We start from the raw sequence: 22,320 nt of genomic DNA on the forward strand, positions 1-22,320 counted from the left end.
GGCCTCATATAACTCCTGCCCGTTGCAGACAAATGCTACAGAATGTAGCAAAATTCTAAAGAGAACCATTTTCCTGACCCATAACTAGTAGTAATCTATAGTTATCAGCGACATGAATGTGTGAGAGCTTCATATCGCCTGTTGGGTGAGCCCTGTGTGTGAGAGTACAGGGCTTTTTTTTTGCCCAAAATCCAAATCCCCCACCATTCCTATAAAAAGTGCCTGTTGCAGAGAATTGCTACATTTTGTTGCATTAGGGGCCAGAGTTTCATTCCATCAGGGGTCGTTCAGTGCTAATTTCCAGCCATCGAAGCAACTGTGTGAGAGTAGTTGTTTCGACTGTTGGTAAAAAGCCCTGTGTGTGAGAGTACAGGGCTTTTTTTTTGCCTCTTTGGCCCCTTTTTATTCAAAATCACTCAAAAAATATTCCTGTTCACCCTTCTCGTTCTTTGCCACTTTCGCGGCCTCGGCTTTTCTGAGTTCCACGCGACGAATTTTTCCCGAGATGGTTTTAGGCAATTCCTGGAATTCAATTTTACGTATGCGCTTATAGGGAGGAAGAGCGTCTTTGGCGAACTTTAAAATTTTCTCGGCCACTTCACGGGAAGGTTTTATTCCAGGTTTCAAAGTGACATAGGCCTTGGCCACACTGGTTCTTAAGGGATCGGGACTAGGGACAATCGCCGCTTCAGCAATGGCGTCGTGTTCAATCAAAACACTCTCAAGTTCAAAAGGGCTAATGCGATAATCAGAACTCTTAAAGACATCGTCTCCTCGGCCAACAAAGAAAATGTAACCATCATCATCAATCATGGCCTCATCTCCGGTGCGATAAAATCCCTTTTGCATCACTGCTTGGGTCTTCTCATGATCATCAACATAACCACTCATAAGACTAATTGGTCGCTCATCAAGATGAATGGAAACTTCCCCTTCTCTAGAAACGTCATAGTTCGCATCTAAGAGTGAAATTTTGTAACCCGGAAGAGGTCGCCCCATACTGCCTGGTTTAATTTGTTGTCCGGGAGAATTTCCAATTTGTGCTGTCGTCTCAGATTGCCCATAGCCATCGCGGATCTGAAGTCCCCAAGAGTTTTCAACTTTCTCAATCACTTCCGGATTAAGAGGTTCTCCCGCACTTACAATTTCTCGGAGATCGTTTGGTTTTTCTCCCAGGTCTTCCAGAATCATCATTCGCCATACAGTAGGAGGAGCACAGAGAGTATTCACTTTCGCTTCTTTTAAAAGCTTAATGGAATTTTGAGCATTGAAACGAGCATAATCATGCACCAAGGTCGTGGCCCCTGCATTGAAAGGAGCAAAGAAACTACTCCAGGCATGTTTCGCCCAACCAGGAGAAGAGATATTTTGGTGAAGATCATTTTCCTGAATACCAATCCAATACATGGTTGAAAGATGTCCCACTGGATAACTCTGATGAGTGTGTTGAACGAGTTTTGCTTTCGAGGTCGTTCCCGAAGTAAAGTACAGAAGCAAGGGATCCTGGGCCAGGGTCTTTACCGGTTGATACTTGGCCTCACTTGCATAAGCGTCTTCGTAGTTTCTCCAGTCTTTTTCTTTCGCTCCAAAAAGAACGCGAGTGAGCTCTGACATCTCTGGAACTTTCGATATAAGTGATGGTTCCGTGATTAAAAACTTCGCCCCACTGCGAGTTAAACGGTCTTGAATTTCTTCTTTCGTCGCGAGAGTGGAAGTCGGCACAAGAATGGCGCCAATTTTAATGGAAGCAAGCATCAGTTCCCAAATCGGAACCACATTCGGAAGGAGAACAATAATCCGTGATCCTTGAGTCGCGCCTAAACTTTGTAGAAAGTTTGCCACCCGATCTGAGCGCTCACTTAGTTCTTTGTATGACAACTTGATATCTGAACCGTCTTCTTTTTTGATCCAAAGAGCGGTCTTGGAAACATTCTGAGCATAAACATCAAACCAGTCCCGGGCCCAATTAAAATCCTGAAACTCGGGCCATCGAAACTCGGCCACACACTTCTGATAATCCAAACGATGCTTGAGAAGGAAGTCTCGGGCCTCTAGAAACTTTTTAGTATTGATTTTTGACATATAAACTCCTGAGAAAACATTAGGGAGAGTCTATAAGGTCCACAAGATGCGGGGTCCAATATTCTGTGCTACACTCTCCCACACGAGGTATTCAATGATTTTCACGCAAAACGCCATTAACACAAGAAAAAATCTAGTCGCATCTGCTCTCTCACCCGCACTATCTGAGCAAGATATAGTGCTTGTCTTCGCCGGTTCTCCCATTCAAAAACCAGGCGGCCACGATCAGACATATACGTTTTTACCTCACCCGGACTATTTCTGGTTGACCGGATCAAGACGTCCCTTTGGAGTAAGTGCTTTCAGTAAGAAAGATGGTTGGATTGATTATGTTCTTCCTATCTCTCGCGATGAAAGAATCTGGGAAGGCGGTACAGAGCAAGTGATTGCCGGTGAGGACATCAAGAACTTCGATTCTTGGCTCTCAAAAAAAGCACCCGCAAAAACTTATCTCATTGGTCAATTTGATCAACACCGTCACTTATCTAAAGTGGCCGAAGAAGAGAGAATAAAACTTCAGGAACTTTTTAACCAAGTTCGCCGAGTGAAGGATCAAGAAGAGATCAAACTCATCCAAAACATCGCCCATATGGCCAATGAAGGTTATAAGAGAATTAAAAACATTATTAGACCCGGACTCACTGAACGTCAGATTCAGATTGAATATGAGACAGAGGTCCTTCGTGCGGGCTCAGAAAAGTTTCCTTATGATTCAATCGTTGGAACAGGAACGAACTCGGCCATACTTCACGCCATCCCTACCCCTCGAGTGCTTAAAGATGGTGAGCACGTGTTGATTGATGCCGGTGCTGATGTTCACGATTATTGTGTCGACATCACTCGTAACTTTGCGGTCAACGGTACCTACTCTTCTCGTCAGAAAATGATTCATGATCTGGTGCTTAAGGCCCAGGAAACTTCCATTGCTCTTTGCCGCCCAGGAGTTGATTGGAAGGACGTTCACCTTGCCTCAGCGAGAGTGATGGCCCAAGGTCTCAATGATTTAGGCATTCTCAAAATCAGTGCCGAAGAAGCAATTGAAACAAGTGCCATTGCTGTCTTCTTCCCTCACGGTGTGGGACACATGGTGGGCCTTCGTGTTCGTGATGTGGGCGGACCATATAATCCAAATCCAAAAAAATATGCCGGGGCTCGTCTTCGAGTTGATATGCCACTTCGTGAAGGGCATCTTATGACCGTAGAGCCAGGTCTCTATTTTATTCCGGCCCTTTTAGATGATGAAATGACTCGCAAGGATTTTAAAGATGCCATCAACTGGTCTGAAGTTGAGAAATGGAAAGACTTCGGTGGCATTCGTATCGAAGACGATATTCTTGTGACAAAGAACGGCCCGGAAAATCTCACTGCGATAGTTGAGAAATAATCAGATATGCTTCGTGATCTCTTTCATCTCCTCTTCGTGGCCTTTTAGCATTTCCATTTCATGGTTGTGCTGAAGGCAGCGAGGCGGAGGTGAAGGATCTTCGAATTTTTTGTCCTTAGCGACTTTCTTCCCCATCGAACTTTCAATGTTTTTAAGGATCACTTCTTCATAAAGAGGATAAATGGTATCGTCATCATATCCCTTCATAATGGAGTCCTGATAAGGTCGCCAACCAGGTTTATCATCAGTGTTACAAGATCCTCCTCGGAAAAGCCCCGGTGCTTGCTCCCCTTTAACAACTTTTGTAAATTGCGAACCAAGATTTCCCATCGTGACGATTAAGTTTTCAGACGGAATTCTTCCCATCCATGGAACATCTTTATCATGTTTTTTTCTGGCCGCAGGATCATCTACATAAGGTGGATTATCTTTAAAATAAACCATGTTTGGTGCTGGCGTCAGCTGGTCGCAATAGACCTTCTTCTCACTCTCAGAATAATCATATTCATCATCAAATCCAAAAGCGTGAAGCATTTCATGAAACATGGTTTGAATCGGATAATCTTTTGAGGCCACTGGAATCGCCCCTCCGGCACCACCAGTTCCTTTTGAAGTGAATGCCAAAGCAAGATTCGCCTTCGCCAGGGCCTTTAAGCGAAAGAGCTCTTCTCGGTTACAATGAATAATTCGAGGCGAATCAGGCATGTCGTTCTTGCAGTCCATTGTCTCAACCGAAAGTTCTTCAATGGCAATTTGAACCTTGTCGCCAAGCTTATTGAAAGGGGGTTTTTGGAGAAGATATTCTTTAAATTCTTCAGCACGAGTTTTGGCATCAGGATCGGTATACATAACGATTTTATAAACGTCTTGCGCATAGACCGAAGAGGCCCCAAGCACAGTGAGAAGGCCCAGCAAGATCTTCATAGCTTCACTTCCTTCATGATCTTTCCGGAAGAAATCTCTTTGATAATGAGAGTGCTTCCTTTGTACCAGCCGGGAATGAACGCATTAACTTCAACCAGCTCACTTTGACGTTTGCCTCCTGACCAAGAACCATTTTTTTCAGGATGGTCCCAATATTCGGTCAGTGAAGTAAAAATTCTGGTTCGATAATGCTGCATTTTCTTTTTTACGATGATCTCAACATTTGGTTTTGAAGGTTCAGGAACTTTCTCACAAAACTTTTGAGGGGCATCAATCAGATGAGTGGTCCAGGCCTTGGTTTCAGTGTTCAAAACCCCATAGAGTTTCTGCAATTGAACACAGGCAGCTCCCACATGGAATGAGAACAAGCAAAGGACCTGAATGAGAATTAGTTTTTGAATCATGAAAACCCCAACACTATTCTAAATTGAAAGTGTTGGGATTTCCAAAAAGAGCTAAATTTACCTAGGATTTCCGAGCGCTACTCTCGGATCATGATGGGAAGGATAAGCGTTTCTTCTGTTTCCGCCTGCTTATACTTCACTCTGATCTGCCACTGGCCTTTCATCACGAAGAAGGCCTTAGTTACGTCGTACTCATTAGGAGCAACGGCCACAACTTTTAGAGGCGAAGACCCATGACCGTGGTTCCCCATTTGCATCCAAAGGTCCACCTTAACTAAAGTTAATTCTTCATCTGAATGAGATGTTAATTTAAGTGCAAAGCGGCCCTCTTGTTTCGAAGTAAAGTCCGCTTCAGACTCGTACGAAGCACAAACTGAAGTTGCGTTAGAACATACTGAACCAGATTCAGCGAAAGCACCTAAGCTGGCCATTAGACCTAAAAGAAAAGCAATAAGTTTCATAGAGTGAAATCCCCTTTCATGAATGGCCTAGCTATATCACTTTATATCTCTTTTGAATGCATCATTTTGATGATAAATTTCCCGCATGAAATTCTTTCTACTGGGCCTTCTCTGGATCGGTGCAGCAATCGCAAAACCTCTTCCGGCCTTGAACGGACCATTGATTAAATCTGGTGAAAACCTCTCCTGGAAATGGGAAGACGCTAAGATTGCTACTGCGATTGTTTTCTTGTCTGCTGTTTGTCCTTGTTCTGATGGTCACATCGCTTACCTTAAAAAACTCAAAGAAGATTATCCCCAAGTTGATTTTATCGGTGTTCACTCAAACACTGATGAAGATGCGAAGAGCACTCTTGAGTACTTCACTGAAAAGAACCTGAACTTCAATGTTCTCCAGGACGATAAAGCGAAAATCGCTGATCTCTTTGGGGCCTACAGAACTCCTCATTCATTCTTAGTTTCTAAGAACGGTGAAATTCTTTTTAAAGGCGGAGTCACCAGTTCAAGTGTTTCGGCCAAGGCCGATACGTTCTATCTCGCAGACGCCATTAAAAACGTTGTGAATGGTGAAGAAGTCAAAGTGAAACAGGCCCGTACCTTGGGCTGCCAGATTGGTAGGGACTAATGTTCAAGTTTCTTCCACTTCTTTTTATACTGATTTCTTGTGCAGACCCTAACTATGTTTCTGGCACCAAAGCGATCGACGGTCTCTCTGCAGAATGTGAAATGTATTTTGCAGAAGACGATGTTTGTCTCAAGACCGAATGGGAACAAAGGCCCACCGAGAGTGAATTCGGTCGCATGTTATTAAAGTTTTATCATAAAGATCATCCGGATACTTTTATCTCACCTACTCATACTCCATTCATCCTTCTATGGATGCCAAGTATGGGCCACGGCTCTTCTCCAGTAACGATGACGTTCATCGAAGAAGGAGTTTATCGGGCCTCTGACATTTTTTTCATCATGCCAGGACCTTGGGATATTCGTTATCAGCTCAAGAGTGGAAATGATGTTGTCGAAGAGAAGATTCAGCAAATTACTATTTAGTGTTTTGTTCTTAGTTCTAACAAATATGGCCCACGGGGCCCCTTGTTGTGGTGCTGGCTTCACTATTCCCTCAATCATTACATCCGACGATAAGGCGCAACTAGCGTTAAGTTATAATTACGCGAAAATCTATGCTGACGTTTTCACCAACGGTGATTGGCGTCACCGCAAAGAAGATGATCATACTGAAACTTATAAATTTGAAGGGGCCCATATTTTTGCTGACCGTTGGCAGGCGGGTTTTTCTGTTCCGTATCAAAAACGTGTGAGAGAAGGGGCCATGGCAGATAGTTCCGCTGGTTTCGGAGATATCGCCTTTCAATTAGGATATGAGTATCTTCCAGACTGGGACTATAATCCTTATCGCCCTAAAGGCATTGGATACCTGTCCCTTATCACTCCAACCGGACGCTCGATTTACGAATCAGAAGATGGGAGTGGAATTGATAGTCGTGGCAGAGGTTTCTGGGGGGTAGGGGCCGGAACAGTACTCGTTAAAAACTGGCGCCGTTGGGACGCGAACGCAAACTTCGAGTTTCACCACTCTTTTGACAAAAAGGTAAATAACAAAACCACGAAAGGAACTGTGAAACCCAATAATGGTGGAAGCATTTCTGTAGGAAGTGGATATAATTTTAGCAAACTAAGACTTGGTGCCCTGATCGCCTGGTACTACGAAGACCCAACAGATGTTGTAGGTACAACTCCATCCAAGGGCGAACTTAAGCGATACGCCACCGGTTCTTTACTTTTAAGCTATATGATTACAGAACAGCAAAGTGTGATTATGAGTTACAGTGATCAAACTATTTTCGGTTCTCCCTATAATACGTCTTTGAGTAAATCGATTACTCTTTTCTATCAAAAGCGCTGGCAGCGCTAAGGAAGGCAAATATGAAATTTCTAGTTTTCTCTTCGCTTTTAGTTCTTTCAATTGGTGCACAGGCCGCTTGTGTATCTAAGTACGTTCAAGAAGGTTCAAACCTTTCATGGACAGCTTTCAAGACTCCTAAAAAAGTTGGAGTAGGGGCCAAGTTCGACAAGTTCACCATCACTTCAAAACCTGCAGAAACAATTCAAGCAGCGATCAAGGGCTCTACATTTACAGTTGATTCATCAAGTGTAAATTCTGGTAACCCGGCCCGAGATAAGAAGATCGTTGATAACTTCTTCACATCTGCCGGTAAGCCGATCAAGATTGAAGGTAAAGTTGAAAAAATGGAGAAAGACACGGCAACAGTTGCTTTCACCATCAACGGTGTAACGAAATCAGTTCCGATGAAAGTTGCTGTTGTTGAAAAGATGGCGACTCTCTCTGGTTCAATCAACGTGCTAGACTTCTCAATGTCAAAAGAACTGGCCGCTCTTAATGAGGCCTGTAAAGCGCTTCACGAAGGCAAAACTTGGGCCGATGTTGACCTTAAGCTAGACGCGAAGTTCGACGTATCTTGTAAGTAATCTATCCGCGAGACAGAGCTTGTGAAACCAGTTCATAAGATCTCTGTCTCGCTTTTTGATCATACACCATACAAGTGATGATCAATTCCTTAATGCCGGATTTCAAAAACGGCTCCAGTTGTCTTCTAATTGAATCAGGCGAGCCCACGAATTTAGGGAATGAAGCACGAAGCTGCGCTTTATCCATTGGTGATAAAGGAGTTAATTTTGCTTCCGCTACCGTCGGTAGTGGCATGTTTTTTCCTGTCGAGAAGAATTTAGCAAATGAAACATCTGAAGACATGGCCAGCTCTTCTGCTTCTTCGTCCGTTTCTGCGCAAATAATATGAGAGGCCATCATAGGATGTGGTTCTTGCAAGAACTCAGAGGGCCTGAACTCTTCAATGTACATGCGAATAATCTCTCGGGCCGGTAATCCTGAAAAATGCTGAGCAAACGCGAAAGGCAGTCCTCGGTAAGCGGCGAGACGTCCACCGAAATCACTACTACCAAGCATCCATATCTCTGGCATATTGACCTGAGTAGGAACTGCTTTAAGGGGAACTTCATCTCTAAAGTAACGGATCAAGTCTTCCAACTCTTCTGGAAAATTATCTGCGCTCAATGAAATGTTTCTACGAAGAGCATGAGTTGCCTTAGATCCCGAACCAGGAGCACGACCCAGTCCCATATCAATGCGACCAGGATAAAGGGCCTCCAAAGTTCGGAATACTTCGGCCATATGATAGGTCGAGTGATTCGGAAGCATAATTCCTCCAGAACCCACTCGAATTGTTTTCGTAGCACCAGCAATATGGCCAATCAAAACTTCCGGTGATGAGCTGCCGATGCCTTCCATATCATGGTGCTCGGCCACCCAATAGCGCTTAAATCCTAAGTTTTCTACAAAGCGGGCGAGGGCCACAGGATGACGGAGACTCTCCGAGGCACTCTCACCCGACAATATAGGACAAAGGTCTAAGACCGAAAGTTTGATATCACCCATGCTCATTATAGAAGGGATAATCTGTGTATCCTTCTGCACCTTTTGTATAAATCGTTTGAAAATTCGTTTCATTCAGAGGAAGTCCTTCAAGTAAACGCTTCGGAAGATCCGGATTCGAAATAAACGGAACTCCAAATGACACCGCATCAGCAAATCCGTCATTGATTGCTTTTTCGGCCGCTTCTTTCGTAAATTTTTCGTTGGCAATATAGACTCCACCGAAGGCCTTTTTTAGGGCCGGACCTAAACTATCTGCTCCTTGATACTCACGAGAAAAAATGAAAGCAATTTTCCTCTTACCCAGTTCGGAAGCAAGATAACTAAATGTGGCCAAAGGATTAGAGTCACTCATATCGTGCGAGTCACCACGAGGTGAAATATGAGCACCTACGCGATCTGCTCCCCAAACAGAAATCACAGCGTCTGTGACTTCAAGGTAAAGACGCGCGCGATTTTCAATGGAACCACCATATTGATCTGTTCTTTTATTTGTTCCGTCTTGTAGAAATTGATCTAGTAGATATCCGTTCGCTCCGTGAATTTCGACACCATCAAAACCGGCCTTTTTGGCATTTTCAGCGCCCTTACGATAGGCCTCAATGATCGCGGGAATTTCGTTTGTTTCAAGTGCACGTGGAGTGACATAGGCCTTCTGAGGACGTACCAGACTCACGTGGCCCGCTGGAGCAATGGCACTTGGAGCAACTGGTAACTCACCATTTAAGAACATAGGATCAGAGATTCTTCCTACATGCCAGAGTTGCATGAGGATGCGTCCACCTTTTTCATGAACTTTAGAAGTTATTTTCTTCCAGCTTTCAACCTGAGCGTCTGACCAGATGCCTGGAGTGTCTGCATAACCAACACCCATAGGAGTTACGGCCGTGGCTTCTGTAAGAATCATTCCGGCAGTGGCACGTTGGGCATAATATTCGGCCATGAGATCATTGGGAATTCTTGTTTCGCCAGCGCGGGCACGAGTCAAAGGGGCCATGATAATTCTATTCGGAAGATTCCAAGCACCGACTTTTAGAGGATTTCCTAGCACTGACATTTTCACTCACTTGTTTGAAATTTGGAGGAGATGGATGGATTTGAACCACCGATTAACAGGTTTGCAAGCTGTTCCCTTGAACTCTCGGGCACATCTCCTATGATTAAAAGATACATCCTAAAATGCATCAATATCAGATACATTATTCCAGATTAGTTTTAAATGCAACTGTAAAAAGCACATTTTTGTAAAACTCATTAACTCATGCTATGATGGCCACATGGTTGATACACGATTCTCAGTATCTGTACAAATTATGGTTACCCTGGCCTATCATCAAGATGAAATGATGAACTCAGAAGTTTTGGCAAAAGTATTGAAGACCAATGCCACCTTCATCAGGAAATTAGTTTCAAATTTGGTTGAGGCCAAACTGGTTGAAAGTTTTCGCGGTAAAGGCGGAGGGATTAAGTTGGGTAAATCCCCTGCTGATATTTCACTTAATGACATCTATGTTGCCAGCACTGAGGCCAAGCCCCTCATTTCTACTCATAAGAAGACTGTCACTAAGGCCTGTCCTGTAAGTTGTTCATTCGATGAAATTTTCTGCAAAGAAGTAGTAGATGGAATTGAAGGTGTTACACAGTCCTATCTTTCTAAAAAATATCTGAGCGATCTCCTTAAAAAGGTATCTTGTTCCTAGTTCTCATCATTTTTGAATTTTACTCTAAGTATTTTCTCGTATTCTCACGAATAGCTTAAGAAAAGTTAAGTCTGTTTTACCGGAGAAAAAATATGCTTAGAGAAAAAAGTCTTAAATTTAAGTTACTGCTCTCATTTGGGACCCTGTCTCTTTTTGTGCTTGTATTAACAGGGCTAAGTCTTCATTCGATGCAGACAATTAACACTCAGTATGGCCACATCGTTAATGTGACCATGGGTAACCTTCAGTCTGTGGCAACAATCAATGCTCTTGTTAACGAAGCAAACCGTCTGAACCTTCGTGTGTTCATGGGCATGGTTCAAGGAGACGAAGCGACTTTGATGAGAAATGCCGGTGAGTATCCTCAGCGTTCAGCTGACCTGGATAAAATCAATGCTCATTATCGTTCAACTCCGTTCGCTGAAGGTGAAGAACAACTTTATGAGGCCGTATGGAACGCTTGGAAGGCCTATGACAAACAGGCCCTGGAATATCTAAAATTGGCCAAAGTCGGGATTCAAGATCCAGCTGCGAAAGAAAAAGCGACTGATATTTTAAACAATAACATGCGTGAGGCACGTAATCAGATTGAGACCACAGTAAATGCACTGGTCGCGTTCCAGGAAAAAGACGCTGAGATGCGCTCAACTTCAGCAATCGAGACTTACCAAACATCTTTTGGTCTTCTCGTCACAATTGCTCTGTGTATTCTTGCTGGTTCTGCCGTGATTGGTTTCTTGTTCTCAAATTACATGAATAAAACTCTTTCAAGCATTGCTGACAGAATCCGCAGTTCGGCCGATCAGACTTCTCTCGCAAGCCATGAATTAACTTCAGCTTCATCAACTCTTTCTCAAGGTGCCACTGAATCAGCGGCCTCTCTGGAAGAAACAGTTTCTTCGCTGGAAGAACTTTCATCAATGGTGAAACTTAACTCTGACCACGCCAAAGAGGCCAATACTCTTTCGAAGAAATCTCTCGACTCTGCTGAGCACGGTGAAAAAGAAATCACAAGCCTTCTTGAGGCCATGTCAAACATGGAAAGATCTTCTAAGAAGATTGAAGAGATCATTAACGTTATTGATGATATCGCCTTCCAAACAAACCTACTTGCCCTTAACGCCGCTGTTGAGGCGGCCCGTGCAGGTGAACAAGGTAAAGGTTTTGCCGTGGTGGCCGATGCGGTAAGAAACCTTGCCGGTCGTTCTGCATCTGCCGCAAAAGACATCAATAATCTCATTAAAGAGAACGTTGAAATGACTGAAAGTGGTGTTCGCATCGCCAGCACATCTGGTGCGACCCTTAAGGTCATTGTGGAGTCAGCGAAAAAAGTTTCTGATCTAAATGCTGAAATCTCCGCCGCCTCTCAAGAACAGGCCAATGGTATTGAGCAGATTTCTAAGGCCATGAACCATCTGGATCAAGCGATCCAAGGCAATGCTTCTTCATCTGAGGAAGTGGCCTCATCTGCTTCTGAAATGTCCTCTCAATCAGACTGCTTAATTGGAATGGTAAAAGAGCTTAAGACATTCGTTGAAGGAGGTAAGAGTGATTCTGTTCCAGCTCCTGCGAGCAAAACTCAGAAACATAAAATGCCTCAACCTAGCGCCAACAAGGGCGTTGGTGTTAAAAAGCCAAGTAACGTTATCCCTTTCAATACAGATTCTGATCATGGGAATGATTCAATCGGTAAGGCCGAAGGTTTCTAATAAAGAAGGGACTCGAAAGAGTCCCTTTCTTTTTTTCTTTTACTCGTCCCCTTCAGGCACGGCACATTTTGGAAAATGATTACGAGGCACTTCAGTAATGGTTGTTTGACCATTCTCACCATTTGGAAGTGAAGGATCAAGAATGACCCCAACAATCTGCTTACAACTCGGAACGAAGCCATCTTCTTCCAAGGCCGCGGCGACTAGCTCATCAACTCGCCTTTGATCAAAAGGTCCAACTGTATCAGACTGAAAGTGATCATCTAAAAGTGTCCAAAGTGCCAATTGCATATCTCCAGAAGTATAAATTCCGTAACCACCTGGAGATGATTCACCCACCATGTGCTGGTTTAATAACCAATTCGCCTCATCCAGATGCTCAGGCTTATCAACCACTCCGGCCGGGAGATGTTCTGATAAACTGGAATAGAATTTCGCATTATAAACCGTGTTGTCCTCAATCCGAGTGGCCCAATCCACACACCAACCTGGGTATGTTCCCTTTAAGAGTCCATCATCCTGAACTGAGATACTGAAATAGCTAGTGGCACCCGTTAAATGCTGAATCGTCATGGTACGATTCTCGGCAAACGCCAGTGGTGAAGCAAGAGTCGCAAGCAATCCAAGACTTAGATAAAAGTTCTTCATATTTTTCTCCTAATAAAGTTCTTCTTCCATTGCGAGTTCATCTGCGAACTCATCCTCTACACTTACCGGAATTTCTTTTAAAAGATTTGGAAGTTTACTGAAGAGACCTGTAAACGTTCCGACTTTTCTTGATAGCCATAGGAAGTCAGGTCGCTGAGTCGTGATCCACTCTCCTCCAATAATTCGTCCGCTCGAATCTAGATCTAGATAATATTCATAGGTTCTTGAACGAGTGACCTGGCGACTTGTTCCTAGTACTGGTTCCCAGGTGTTACGAGTTAGGAGAAAGACATAGTTCACGACAGTTCTTACTCTCACCATGCTGACAGTTCCTGGAGCCGAAGTTCTCAGAGGCGGAAGATTTGAACTTCTAATGGTCGATCTGAAATCATAAGCAATGTGGTTCCAAACTTCATGGCCACGATCAATGTCAGCAATAAATGTTGTTCCGTCGCGACCAATTTTATTCGCAAGTACGACATGGAATGCACCAGCATTCATATCGTGCTGACAATTGGCAGATGTGCTTGTCGTAGAACCATTACAGCGTCTTCCCATCTGACTATGGCCATCAGTAAATTTCTTCGCGTAATACCAACTTAAGAGGGCCTTAATATCAGAAGAACCGAAGGGAATCTGAATGCCGTCAGGATTTGCTAGAGTTATTGGTGTTGGCTCATCATAGTTCATTGCGGCCCCGGCCCAGCCATCACAAATTCCTTCCCATGTGGGCCGATTTGGACTGGCGTAATTTGAGACCTCACGTTTTAATGGGTAGTCATACCTTCCTATATAAAGGTCCCACTTCTCGGAAGGTGCTAGTGTGCGTAATTGGGCAAGGGTCATTTGAGCGGCTTGAGACTGGGTCGGCGAAATGGTGTTGAATCCCGATGGCCTTGCAGCATTCCAACGATAGTTGATACCGCCTTTATAACGGGCCCAATAATCGCTGGACCAATACTTTTGTTTATCGGCCACTTTTCCTGACAAAGGGAGCGCTGAAAACTGATGATTAAATGTAGTACTCATAATTAAGGGGCTTGAAATCCTCTGCCAAGCTCGATCAATTTCGATATTGGGAGAGGCCCATGCTCCCTGGGCCAGAGCGAGACCGAGAAATGCGTATGAGAGTTTGTTCACAAAATGCCTCCTGGTTTCATAATGAACTACCAAGAAGGTAAGTAAGACTTTCAGCACTTGAATAGTCAGGGGAAGTCAAACTTCTTTATTAAAACCTAAAACCGACTAAAATAATGTTTATGAAATTTGAGAACACAAAATGGAAAGTTAATGGAATCGAGCTCAATGTAGCACAAAGTGGTCCCAGGAATGGCACTCCCGTTTTATTACTGCATGGATTCCCAGAAAATTCTAAGGCCATCATTGAGGCATTCGAAGAGCTTGCAGAAAAAAACTACCGTCTCATTGCTCCTGATCAAAGAGGATATAATTTATCAGACAAGCCTCGTGGAATTAAAAACTATTCATTAGAAATTCTCACGCAAGACATTGAAGAGCTCATTCTTGTCATGGCCCTAAAAGAAGTCATCCTCGTAGGACACGACTGGGGCGGGATGGTGGCCTGGTATCTCGCAAATCGAAGACCGGATCTTATAAAAAAACTCATTATCATCAATGCCCCCCACTACGACGTGTTCAAGAAAAACTTGTTCAAAAATCCGCTTCAAATTCTTAAAAGCTTCTATATGTTTCTGCTTTTTGTCCCAAAACTTCCTGAACTTATATTGAGCTGGGACAATTATTCCGTATTCAAATTTATTTTACGCAGAAGTGGTCATCCAAAAGTGGATGAAATGGAAGATGCATGGAGAAAAGATCGCGCAATAGAGTCCATGATCAATTGGTATCGCGCTATGATTTATGATTTGCGCCTTCCCTATAGAAATATTCAGGTTCCTACTCTCCTCATTTGGGGAGAAGATGATGTATTTCTAACCAAAGTAATGGCCCAGCAAAGCTTGGACTATTGCAATGAAGGGCGGGTAAAATTTGTGACGGGTGCTGGCCATTGGGTTCATTATCAAAAAATAAATGAGGTCATAGGAGAGATATGAAAAAGTCAGCTCTGATTACCGGTGCAAGTGGTTTAATTGGAACTGAACTCTGTCTAAAATTTCTCTCAAAAGGTCATGTTGTCTACGGAATGGACATTAAACCGAATCGTAAAATTGAACATGAAAACTTTGTCTTTCTGAAATGTGATCTCGAAAGTGAAGACTCAATCATTGAGGCCATCTCCAACGTACAAAAACTTCACGTCGTCATCAATAATGCCGCCGACACTTCTCTTACCTTCAAAAAATTTGAAGAAGTCACATTAGAAGAATGGAACCATGGGATTGCTGTCAATCTAACGAGTGCTTTCCTCATGAGTAAATACGCACTACCGTTTTTGAAAGAGACCAAAGGGTCCATCATAAATATTTCTTCCACCCGCCATCTGATGTCTGAACCTAATACGGTCATCTATTCTGCCAGTAAAGGAGGTATATTATCTCTTACCCACTCACTTGCTATGACTTTTGGAGATACGGTTAGGGTAAATTGTATCAGCCCAGGCTGGATTGCTGATCCAAATGAAAAACTCACCGAAAAGGATCATAAGCAACATCCTGTAGGTCGTGTAGGCGTTCCTAGTGATATTGCAGAACTTGCCTTCTATTTAAGCTCAGAATCCGCCGGCTTTATTACAGGTCAGGATTTTATCATAGACGGCGGCATGACCAAGAAAATGATTTACGTCTAGAATCGTTAAGACTTTCTCAAGTTTCGGCCACTCCCTCTTCATGAAATAATGTCTCTATGGAGGTGTCTATGGCACGTTTAACTACTTCAACAGGCTCGCGAGGCGAATCGGCCACTGCTCGAAATAAATCCGGTAACCATCAAGGGAACAGAAGTGGTGCTGTTAGTGGAACAGGGATCCGTTCAACAAGAACACCTAAGCACAAGTAAATTAGAAAAAATCCAATTGTCCTGGAACTGTCACTTTTCTGAAATGTTCAGTTGAAAGTTCCAGGCGTTTTTTATTAAGACCTTCTTTGTTTGTATAAAGATCAAACATCGCCCTGATATGTTCAGCATATTTCCCCTCGCCCTTCATTCTAGAGCCAAAATCAGAATTATTAAGTTTTCCTCCTCTAATCTCTTTAATTCGATTTAGCACTTTTTCTTTACGATCAGGGAAATGCTGTTCCAGCCATTGAATGAAAAGATCATCAAGAACATAGGGAAGCCTTAAAGGAACCATTCCAGCAAAACTTGCTCCAGCATTGCTCACGGCCTTGAGGATATTTGGCATCTCATGATCGGTTAATCCAGGAATAATTGGGGCCACCATACTTCCTACAGGAATCCCAGCTTTCGCCAAGGTCTCAATGGCCCTTAATCTAGAGACGGGGTGAGAAGTTCTTGGTTCCATCACTTCCGCCACTTTAGGGTTTAAGGTCGTCACAGAAATAAAAACACCCACTCCATTAATCTGGGCCATGTCTTTTAAAATATCAATGTCTCTCGTCACCAAGTGGTTCTTAGTGATGATGGTAAATGGATTTCGAAATTCTCTCATGACATCCAAACACTTTCTTGTGATCTCAAGTTTTCGCTCAATCGGTTGATAACAATCAGTCACACCACTAAAGTTCACGACCTCCGGTTTCCAGGAACGGGAGGACAATTTGTCTCTCAGAAGTTCAGGTGCGTTGTGCTTGACCAGAATTTTAGTCTCAAAATCCATTCCGGCAGAAAGACCCAAATATTCATGAGTGGGTCTGGCGAAGCAATAGACACACCCATGCTCACAACCTCGATAAGGATTCACACTAAAATCAAATCCGACATCCGGGCTATCATTTTGCGTTAAGATGCTTCTTGAAGGATCTGAGATAAACTGGGTGCGATAAAGTGGCATTTCATCCTCAGGAGAATGCTGAACGTAATCCCCTTCCAGGATCTCTACATTTTCAAATCTATTAAGCGGGTTTAATGCGGTCCCGCGTCCTTTTACTTTTTCCGGTCTTTCCATAAAAATAACCATAGCACACATTTCCGTATTTTTTCCGTATTTTCTTATTGCCTTACAATTTAGTTGAATTAGAATAAAAAATGAAAGGAGCAAACATATGAGCATCAAAAAATATGAAGGAAGTTGTCACTGCAAGAAAGTTCGTTTCGAAGTGGATCTGGATCTTACAAAAGGTTCGGGAAGATGCAATTGTTCATTCTGCGCGAAAGTACGTAACTGGAGTGCCATGGTAAAACCAGGGGCCTTTAAGCTCCTCACCAATGAACAAGATGTAGGTCTTTATCAGTTCAACACGAACAGTAATAGTCACGCCTTTTGTAAGAACTGTGGGATCCGTACGTTTACAAAAGGATATGTGGAACAAATTGGTGGTCACTTCGTGAGTATTGCGATTAGTACTCTCGACAATATTTCTCCTGAGGAATTATCCCATGTTCCTATCCAGTACATGGATGGACTTCACAACAACTGGTTTAACTCCCCAGCAGAAACGAAGTACCTTTAATTCATTTTAATCACACCACAGGCGATTCTGGCACCAGAGTCGCCACTCGGTTGAGTTTTGAAATCATCGGCCTTGGCGTGAATGATAACGGACTTACCAGCGAACTCCTGTAGGTCTTTTGCCTCATCTTTTTTAAGAATCATTTCCATATGGGCCTCACCTTTGGCATTGGCCACAAGATTTCCCATATCACCCATATGACTCATTTCACTCTTTGGGGAGCCATGTTTCATGTTGGTTGGATTGAAATGATCTCCGGCCGTTTTGAAATCTGGTCCTTCGCATTTTCCCACTTGATGAACATGAAATCCGTGAGTGGTGTTAGGTGTGAGTCCAGTTGCATCGGCGGTGATTTTCAGGCCCTCAGGAACAGTTTGAAAGATCACTTCGGCCTTTAGATTTTTTTGAGTGGCGGAAGAAAGATCGGCCTCGGCAATCTTAGAAGGGGTCTTGGCCGCGATCGCCACATTTAAGATTAGGGCCGAAATGAGAAGAAGACGTACATTGGTATTTCTCATAAATTCTCCTCTTGAAATAAAAATGGCCATCCGGAGATGACCATTTTTTTCCAGCACGATTAGTAAGGCTTCCGCCATCCTTTTCGGCCAGACTAGTTAAGCCTAATCTTCAATTATCGAAAGCAGAAGGACATTATCCTCATTTTATCCGCAAGAGTTACTGAACCATATTTCTACAGGAATCTGCACACTGCCTACACATGGCCGCACACTCTTGCATAACAGGATCTTCTGGATCCACTTCGTCACATGATGTAGCACAGGCATCACAAACTTTTGCACATACCTGACAGAGTTCAATGGCAAAGGAACTATTGAATTGCATAAAGCTGGCACTTGTACTGCACAGTTGAGCACATTCCATCATGAGAGAAAGATGTTTGGCCTCTACGTGTTTTCCTCCCATCGACATGCAATGGGAAAGACAGACCGTACATTGCTCATAACAACTAAAACAATCACTAATACATTCTTCGTATTCTTTTGGGTGTGGGCCGAACTCTTGCTGGGTTGTTTCCATACAGAACTCCTTTAATGCCATTATGGCGGAACTTCTCTATGAAAAATTGAATCTGAATGCGTGGATCTTCAATGGGCAGGACAAAAAAAAAGGGCGACCTAAGCCCGCCCTTTTAGGTGAAGATTAATCTCTTCTATTTCTTCTGTTATCGCGGATCATTTTGCTTGCAAGGTAATCACCAAGCTTAATACCGGCATTGATATCTGACGGATAGTGAACGCCACCGATTACACGGTTAAGAGCGGCCTGATTAGCGGCATTGATGAAAGCTTCAGCACGCTTAGGAAATCTATGAGCAAGAAGACGAGCAAAAACACGCGCTACAGTTGCGTGACCACTTGGATAAGACTCAGAAGTCTCTTTCTTGATACAAGGTTTTAAGTCTCTGTGGCTAAGATATGGACGAGGACGGCCATAAAGTTTTTTTGCAAGGTATGCGTTTCCACCTGCTTCCCCGTACTGCTTAAGGAATTCAATTGAGAGCTCTTCAACTTGAGACTTCGTCAAAAGGTGACCAAAAAGTGACCCAAGTGTAGCGCTCTCTTGTTGAGAGGCCGCTTGGCAATCTCTTCTTGTGCGGTTCTCTTGATATTGTCTTAGAACTTCCAGGTCTTCAGATTCTTCAACTGATCCTGGGGCAGGAAATGAACCAATAACTTTATCAATTTCAAATGGTGATAGAATGATGAGATCTTTTTCGTTACCTGTCTGAGCGTTCGCTGCAACCGTGAACACAACACCCAGAATTAATGACAATGCGTACTTCATTTACGTCTCCTTGAATGGAGAATTAGTTTGAAGTACCCAACCCAATGTATCAAGTATAAAGTGAGCGAAAATGCTTACATTACATAAATGTAATAATTAATCATTTATATGGTTTAGGGTCGCCTCTAGCACCCGCAGCATTAGCTCTCGCAGCGCTTCAAGCTCTTGTTAATTAAAATCTTTTAATACTTATTCTTCGAGTTTTTTTTGCAAGGTCCGCACCTTGGCCGTCAGCGTTAGTTAAATCAAACATCTTTCGTGAAGTTCCAATAGGCCTCACATGGACATATATCAAACGCACATGTGAGCTCTCTTTTTTTAAGCTCAGCAAATAGGATGTGTTTCTTCTGAGTTGTACATGGATAGCTCACCATACCGTCAGGATGAATAATCAGGGCATTCATCTGGCACTTCCAACCTTTAAAACGATTCATTTCCTTCGAGGCAAACTCCATCTGATTGACCTCAATTCTTTCACCAGATGAGACTGTGACGGGAATCGTTTCTGGATATTTTAACGTTTTGACTCTCTTTTCTTGCTCCGAAAGAAAATCCAAGGTCTCTTGTTGATACTCGAAGTATTGAGTTGCTCCACTTGAACGATCCACTAACTTAGCGAAGGTGATGGGAAGTGTTTCGAGGTTCAGCTGATAATATTCTTCGACCGCTTCTCTCATTTTGGGTAGATACTTAAGATCATTATGGACCAAAAAAATGATATTCATCGAGAAGTCGCTCTTCAGTGCCTCTATCTTTTTAAAAAAGTTTTTCTGTGAGTATTCCACATGGTAACTCAGAACGATTTCTATTTTGTCTTTATAAGGAATAAGTGGTCTCCAAAATTCGACCGTGGGTTGAAAATTAGTAATGATGTCGATCTTCGTTACATGATCCATCTCGTGCAATGATTGAATGAGTTGATGAAATTCCGGATGAAGTGTGGGTTCACCACCTAAAAGAGTCATCTCCACTGGTTCAGTGATCTTGCTGATCTTACTCAAAACCATTTTCATCACATCAGGATAATTAGTGCTTGATTCGTAGGGATTAAAATAACAGTAACTGCACTGAAACTGACAATGAGTCACGAGCTCCCAGGACAAAGTGAGAGGACTGCCTTTACCGACTGAAACAACAGTTTCATTTTGATAAATCATTTTGGCAGAATGACTGTAAAAGTCGATCCCTCTCCTTCAACACTTTTTAAACTTATAATACCATCGTGGCCTTCCACGATTCTTTTAGCTATGTAAAGTCCAAGTCCCAGTCCTTCGATGGCACCTTCCGAACCTCTTTCAAACTGTTCAAAGATGATCTTCTGGTCCTTCGGATTAATGCCTTGTCCTTGATCAATGACGGAGAAAATAATATGTTCCTGAGTGGCCTCAAGAATCACTCGGATCGGCCTCCCGTTACCATAGCGGAAGGCATTGGTGAATAAGTTATTCATCACCTGCTCTATTCGGAAAGAGTCCCATTTACCCTGAAAATTTTCACCTACAAAATCAACTTCAGGAACACCCGATTCAGAATTCCTAAAATAAGAATCCATTCTTTCCAGGACCTCTTTCAGTAACTCACGAAGATCAGTCGGCTCCTTCCTAAAATGAAGTTTACCCGATTGAATCCGTGAAACATCCAGCATGTCATCAACAAGTCGGTTCAAGCGGCTCACTTGCTTAAAAGTCTGATCATAGAAGCGCGCGATTTTTTCTTTCTGGAAGACCCTTGGATTGTCTCTTTCAATATCACGTTGAATAATCTGTGCTTGCAGCTTCATGGCCGTTAATGGTGTTTTCAATTCGTGCGAGGCCACAGACAGAAATTCATCCCGAGACTTAATCGCCGTAGACAAATCAATTTCCAATCTCTTTTCATTGGTAAAATCTCGAAAAGTAACGGCGATTCCATTCTGTAAAGGATAAGCGAGAGCGCGATACCATTTATCGTTATCAGGATAAAATCCTTCAATAGGAACTCTTTCTCTCGTGGCCATGGCCTTTCTATAAGCGAGACCAAAAGGACCTTTTTCAAGACCTGGAAATACTTTCCAGAGAGATTGCCCGACTACATCTTCATAAGGGAGCTCTCCCAAAGTCAAAGCGGTCGGATTTAAATATTTAATTGTCCAGTCATGCTCAATAAACATAAAGGCATAAGGAGAATCTTCGAGATACGTTCTGTACTTACTCTCATTCTGTTCCAGGGCCACCTTGCTATAGACCTCGGCCGTATTATCAGTCACAGTGTCTAAGACTCCGCCCACCGTTCCGTCTTCCAGACGAATAGGTGAATAACAAAATGTATAAAATCTTTCTGTCATGACCCCATTGAGATTAACCATAAGAGGCATGTTCTCAAACATCACTGACTCGCCTGACATCGCTTTTTCAAACAACGGATGAATGGTGCTCCAGATCTCACTCCATGTTTTTTCCGAACGATGCCCAAGGGCCTCGGGATGTTTACTACCAAGAATTTCAATATAGCGATCGTTGTAGAACTGAATGAGCTCATCGCCCCAGACGAGATACATGGCAAATTTATTTTCCACCATCATACTGATGGTCGTGACCAAACTTTGAGGCCAGTGTTCAGAATCACCCAATGAAGTCTTTGACCAATCAAAGGTGGCAATACGATAACCCATTTCACCGGCGTGTGAGAGATGCTTGAGACGGGGATTTTTTATCATAAGAGAATCTTAACATAATCCGACAAAAAGAATTAAAAACTTTACCCGACGCTGAAAGACAAGCTTTTAAACAGTTGTTAAAATGAACCTATGGGTGAAGTTTTTGGGCCCCTCATTTTCGTTTTATTTGCGGAATCAGGTGTGAAAAGCATGATTCACGCCTTTGACCTTAAAGGTCCTAGGGTCCCAGTTTATGCCATGCTGGGTTATATTATTCTGGCCGCTATGTTTGCCTGCCTAAGTTTCTACTTGTCCTCGAAATTATTTATTCAAGATGAAACTTTTCAGCTCCTCAATCTGATTTTCACACCCATCGCTATTGGAATCATTATGGCCATAAAAGGAAAATGGCTCAGGAAAAATGATGGCGAAATCATTCGTCTCGATACTTTTTGGTATGGACTGGTTTTTGGAATTGTCTTTGTTGGGATCAGATATTTTAGTCTAAGAAATTTCGAAGTTTAAAT

At 43.0% G+C, this 22,320-nt stretch carries 26 protein-coding genes and 1 tRNA gene; 12 read left to right on the forward strand and 15 right to left on the reverse strand.

The window, feature by feature from the left end:
* Positions 1 to 402: 402 nt before the first annotated feature.
* Entirely contained in the window at positions 403 to 2,082 is a 1,680-nt protein-coding gene (locus tag ACJVC5_RS16100; RefSeq protein WP_408096561.1) for an AMP-binding protein, read from the reverse strand.
* A gap of 94 nt (positions 2,083 to 2,176) precedes the next feature.
* Here ACJVC5_RS16100 and ACJVC5_RS16105 point away from each other — a divergent pair, with 94 nt between their 5' ends.
* Positions 2,177 to 3,466, forward strand: a complete 1,290-nt coding sequence (locus ACJVC5_RS16105) for a M24 family metallopeptidase (RefSeq protein WP_408096562.1) — start codon at positions 2,177 to 2,179, stop codon at positions 3,464 to 3,466.
* On the opposite strand, the gene ACJVC5_RS16110 is transcribed toward ACJVC5_RS16105, so the two are convergent.
* The 3 genes from ACJVC5_RS16110 to ACJVC5_RS16120 all read right to left on the reverse strand — a co-directional run bounded on the left by ACJVC5_RS16110 (position 3,467) and on the right by ACJVC5_RS16120 (position 5,255).
* On the reverse strand, positions 3,467 to 4,390 hold the full coding sequence (locus tag ACJVC5_RS16110) for a hypothetical protein (protein ID WP_408096563.1): 924 nt from the start codon (positions 4,388 to 4,390) through the stop codon (positions 3,467 to 3,469).
* Positions 4,387 to 4,794, reverse strand: coding sequence for a hypothetical protein (locus tag ACJVC5_RS16115; RefSeq protein ID WP_408096564.1), 408 nt, complete (start codon positions 4,792 to 4,794; stop codon positions 4,387 to 4,389). The genes ACJVC5_RS16110 and ACJVC5_RS16115 overlap by 4 nt, the downstream gene beginning before the upstream one ends.
* Before the next feature lie 77 nt (positions 4,795 to 4,871).
* The gene (locus tag ACJVC5_RS16120) at positions 4,872 to 5,255 is read right to left on the reverse strand and encodes a FixH family protein (RefSeq protein WP_408096565.1); all 384 of its coding nucleotides are present in this window, start codon (positions 5,253 to 5,255) and stop codon (positions 4,872 to 4,874) included.
* 85 nt (positions 5,256 to 5,340) lie between these two features.
* Here ACJVC5_RS16120 and ACJVC5_RS16125 point away from each other — a divergent pair, with 85 nt between their 5' ends.
* Genes ACJVC5_RS16125 through ACJVC5_RS16140 form a run of 4 tightly spaced genes read left to right on the forward strand, consistent with a single transcriptional unit; the run spans position 5,341 to position 7,763 of the window.
* On the forward strand, positions 5,341 to 5,880 hold the full coding sequence (locus ACJVC5_RS16125) for a redoxin family protein (protein WP_408096566.1): 540 nt from the start codon (positions 5,341 to 5,343) through the stop codon (positions 5,878 to 5,880).
* Positions 5,880 to 6,305, forward strand: coding sequence for a hypothetical protein (locus ACJVC5_RS16130; protein ID WP_408096567.1), 426 nt, complete (start codon positions 5,880 to 5,882; stop codon positions 6,303 to 6,305). The genes ACJVC5_RS16125 and ACJVC5_RS16130 overlap by 1 nt, the downstream gene beginning before the upstream one ends.
* Positions 6,306 to 6,309: 4 nt before the next feature.
* Positions 6,310 to 7,188, forward strand: coding sequence for a hypothetical protein (locus ACJVC5_RS16135; RefSeq protein WP_408096568.1), 879 nt, complete (start codon positions 6,310 to 6,312; stop codon positions 7,186 to 7,188).
* An 11-nt stretch (positions 7,189 to 7,199) separates the two neighbouring features.
* Positions 7,200 to 7,763, forward strand: coding sequence for a YceI family protein (locus tag ACJVC5_RS16140; RefSeq protein WP_408096569.1), 564 nt, complete (start codon positions 7,200 to 7,202; stop codon positions 7,761 to 7,763).
* A 1-nt stretch (position 7,764) separates the two neighbouring features.
* On the opposite strand, the gene ACJVC5_RS16145 is transcribed toward ACJVC5_RS16140, so the two are convergent.
* The 3 genes from ACJVC5_RS16145 to ACJVC5_RS16155 form a co-directional block, all read right to left on the reverse strand.
* A complete protein-coding gene (locus tag ACJVC5_RS16145) occupies positions 7,765 to 8,748 on the reverse strand; it encodes an LLM class flavin-dependent oxidoreductase (protein WP_408096570.1) in 984 nt (327 codons plus the stop codon).
* Positions 8,741 to 9,802 (reverse strand): alkene reductase, encoded by a 1,062-nt coding sequence (locus ACJVC5_RS16150; protein WP_408096571.1) that lies wholly within the window; start codon positions 9,800 to 9,802, stop codon positions 8,741 to 8,743. Before ACJVC5_RS16150 ends, ACJVC5_RS16145 begins: the two co-directional genes overlap by 8 nt.
* Before the next feature lie 22 nt (positions 9,803 to 9,824).
* Positions 9,825 to 9,900, reverse strand: a tRNA-Cys gene (locus ACJVC5_RS16155).
* Between the two features lie 122 nt (positions 9,901 to 10,022).
* Here ACJVC5_RS16155 and ACJVC5_RS16160 point away from each other — a divergent pair.
* Positions 10,023 to 10,445, forward strand: a complete 423-nt coding sequence (locus tag ACJVC5_RS16160; protein ID WP_408096572.1) for an Rrf2 family transcriptional regulator — start codon at positions 10,023 to 10,025, stop codon at positions 10,443 to 10,445.
* Between the two features lie 92 nt (positions 10,446 to 10,537).
* Entirely contained in the window at positions 10,538 to 12,154 is a 1,617-nt protein-coding gene (locus ACJVC5_RS16165; protein WP_408096573.1) for a HAMP domain-containing methyl-accepting chemotaxis protein, read from the forward strand.
* A gap of 39 nt (positions 12,155 to 12,193) precedes the next feature.
* Here the strand turns inward: ACJVC5_RS16165 and ACJVC5_RS16170 are convergent, their stop codons facing one another.
* Together ACJVC5_RS16170 and ACJVC5_RS16175 are read right to left on the reverse strand one after the other, a co-directional pair.
* A complete protein-coding gene (locus tag ACJVC5_RS16170) occupies positions 12,194 to 12,802 on the reverse strand; it encodes a hypothetical protein (RefSeq protein ID WP_408096574.1) in 609 nt (202 codons plus the stop codon).
* Positions 12,803 to 12,811: 9 nt separating this feature from the next.
* Complete coding sequence (locus tag ACJVC5_RS16175; protein WP_408096575.1) at positions 12,812 to 13,942, reverse strand: hypothetical protein; 1,131 nt, start codon at positions 13,940 to 13,942, stop codon at positions 12,812 to 12,814.
* A gap of 119 nt (positions 13,943 to 14,061) precedes the next feature.
* Here ACJVC5_RS16175 and ACJVC5_RS16180 point away from each other — a divergent pair, with 119 nt between their 5' ends.
* From ACJVC5_RS16180 to ACJVC5_RS16190, 3 genes are all read left to right on the forward strand, one after another.
* Positions 14,062 to 14,877: an alpha/beta fold hydrolase gene (locus tag ACJVC5_RS16180; protein ID WP_408096576.1), complete on the forward strand. Its 816-nt coding sequence runs from the start codon at positions 14,062 to 14,064 to the stop codon at positions 14,875 to 14,877.
* The gene (locus ACJVC5_RS16185; RefSeq protein WP_408096577.1) at positions 14,874 to 15,569 is read left to right on the forward strand and encodes an SDR family oxidoreductase; all 696 of its coding nucleotides are present in this window, start codon (positions 14,874 to 14,876) and stop codon (positions 15,567 to 15,569) included. Before ACJVC5_RS16180 ends, ACJVC5_RS16185 begins: the two co-directional genes overlap by 4 nt.
* 68 nt (positions 15,570 to 15,637) lie before the next feature.
* On the forward strand, positions 15,638 to 15,778 hold the full coding sequence (locus ACJVC5_RS16190; RefSeq protein WP_408096578.1) for a hypothetical protein: 141 nt from the start codon (positions 15,638 to 15,640) through the stop codon (positions 15,776 to 15,778).
* 1 nt (position 15,779) lies between these two features.
* Here ACJVC5_RS16190 and ACJVC5_RS16195 read toward each other — a convergent pair whose 3' ends face one another.
* Positions 15,780 to 16,859 carry a PA0069 family radical SAM protein gene (locus tag ACJVC5_RS16195; protein ID WP_408096579.1) on the reverse strand — a complete coding sequence of 360 codons (1,080 nt, stop codon included), beginning with the start codon at positions 16,857 to 16,859 and terminating at the stop codon, positions 15,780 to 15,782.
* Between the two features lie 85 nt (positions 16,860 to 16,944).
* On the opposite strand from ACJVC5_RS16195, the gene ACJVC5_RS16200 reads away from it, so the two are divergent.
* A complete protein-coding gene (locus ACJVC5_RS16200) occupies positions 16,945 to 17,352 on the forward strand; it encodes a GFA family protein (protein WP_408096580.1) in 408 nt (135 codons plus the stop codon).
* Here the strand turns inward: ACJVC5_RS16200 and ACJVC5_RS16205 are convergent.
* The 5 genes from ACJVC5_RS16205 to ACJVC5_RS16225 all read right to left on the reverse strand — a co-directional run bounded on the left by ACJVC5_RS16205 (position 17,349) and on the right by ACJVC5_RS16225 (position 21,853).
* Entirely contained in the window at positions 17,349 to 17,870 is a 522-nt protein-coding gene (locus tag ACJVC5_RS16205) for a superoxide dismutase family protein (protein WP_408096581.1), read from the reverse strand. The two genes, ACJVC5_RS16200 and ACJVC5_RS16205, sit on opposite strands and share 4 nt — an antisense overlap.
* A gap of 157 nt (positions 17,871 to 18,027) precedes the next feature.
* The gene (locus ACJVC5_RS16210) at positions 18,028 to 18,390 is read right to left on the reverse strand and encodes a four-helix bundle copper-binding protein (RefSeq protein ID WP_408096582.1); all 363 of its coding nucleotides are present in this window, start codon (positions 18,388 to 18,390) and stop codon (positions 18,028 to 18,030) included.
* Positions 18,391 to 18,513: 123 nt separating this feature from the next.
* Entirely contained in the window at positions 18,514 to 19,158 is a 645-nt protein-coding gene (locus ACJVC5_RS16215) for a phosphatase PAP2 family protein (protein WP_408096583.1), read from the reverse strand.
* Between the two features lie 245 nt (positions 19,159 to 19,403).
* A complete protein-coding gene (locus ACJVC5_RS16220) occupies positions 19,404 to 20,315 on the reverse strand; it encodes a radical SAM protein (protein WP_408096584.1) in 912 nt (303 codons plus the stop codon).
* Positions 20,312 to 21,853, reverse strand: a complete 1,542-nt coding sequence (locus ACJVC5_RS16225; protein ID WP_408096585.1) for a sensor histidine kinase — start codon at positions 21,851 to 21,853, stop codon at positions 20,312 to 20,314. The genes ACJVC5_RS16220 and ACJVC5_RS16225 overlap by 4 nt, the downstream gene beginning before the upstream one ends.
* A 90-nt stretch (positions 21,854 to 21,943) precedes the next feature.
* Between ACJVC5_RS16225 and ACJVC5_RS16230 the strand changes: the two genes are divergently transcribed.
* On the forward strand, positions 21,944 to 22,318 hold the full coding sequence (locus ACJVC5_RS16230) for a hypothetical protein (protein ID WP_408096586.1): 375 nt from the start codon (positions 21,944 to 21,946) through the stop codon (positions 22,316 to 22,318).
* The last annotated feature ends 2 nt before the right edge of the window (positions 22,319 to 22,320 follow it).

Origin of the sequence: Peredibacter sp. HCB2-198, from assembly GCF_045999315.1 — a bacterium.
Classification (GTDB): Bacteria; Bdellovibrionota; Bacteriovoracia; order Bacteriovoracales; family Bacteriovoracaceae; genus Peredibacter.